This is a genomic window from Stenotrophomonas maltophilia group sp. Smal13, assembly GCF_030236855.1.
Classification (GTDB): domain Bacteria; phylum Pseudomonadota; class Gammaproteobacteria; order Xanthomonadales; family Xanthomonadaceae; genus Stenotrophomonas; species Stenotrophomonas maltophilia_A.
Genome location: NZ_JASJSQ010000097.1, coordinates 1 through 570 on the forward strand (window position 1 = coordinate 1; position 570 = coordinate 570).

At 68.8% G+C, this 570-nt stretch carries 1 protein-coding gene; it reads right to left on the reverse strand.

Features of this window, described 5'->3' with window-relative positions:
- Positions 1–13: 13 nt before the first annotated feature.
- A partial coding sequence (locus QRO95_RS21700) for a DOPA 4,5-dioxygenase family protein (protein ID WP_285303455.1) occupies positions 14–570 on the reverse strand: 557 nt, incomplete at its 5' end.

Sequence of the window (570 nt, forward strand, 5' to 3'; positions counted from 1 at the left end):
GCCACGCACCCGCTCACGTCTCCAGCGGCACCGTCGGCACCACGTTCGGGAACACCTCCTCCAAGGGCTCCCGTTCCCCCGGCTTCGGTGCCGGCCAGTTGTAGGCGTTCACCGGCTGCGCGCGGTTCACCCACAACGCGTAATACAGATGGTCGGCGCGGCCATCACCGGTATTGGGGTGGATCAGGATGGTCAGGCCCAGGCTGTTGAGCTGCAGCCAGGGCACCAGCACCGGCAGCAGGTCGTTGGTGAAGCCGAAATAGAACGACGGGGTGACGTGCGGTCCGCGTGGTTCCAGGTTCCAGTTGCCCAGCTCCACCGGGAAGCGCTCGGCCGCCCAGCGCCGCAGCAGCGCAGCTTTCTCGAAGCTGTCCTCGTCGAAGTAGATATGCGCGTGATAGCTCTTGATGTCGGTGTAGGCGCGTGGGGTCGCGGGCAGGGGGGCCTCCCCGGGACGCACGCTGGCCGGGCGCGGGGTCGGTTCGCTGGCGGTGACCTGGCCCCAGGGGCTGCTGCCCTTCACCGGCGGCGGGACGATGTCAGGGAAGCCTGGGCGCACGGGTTCGGTGG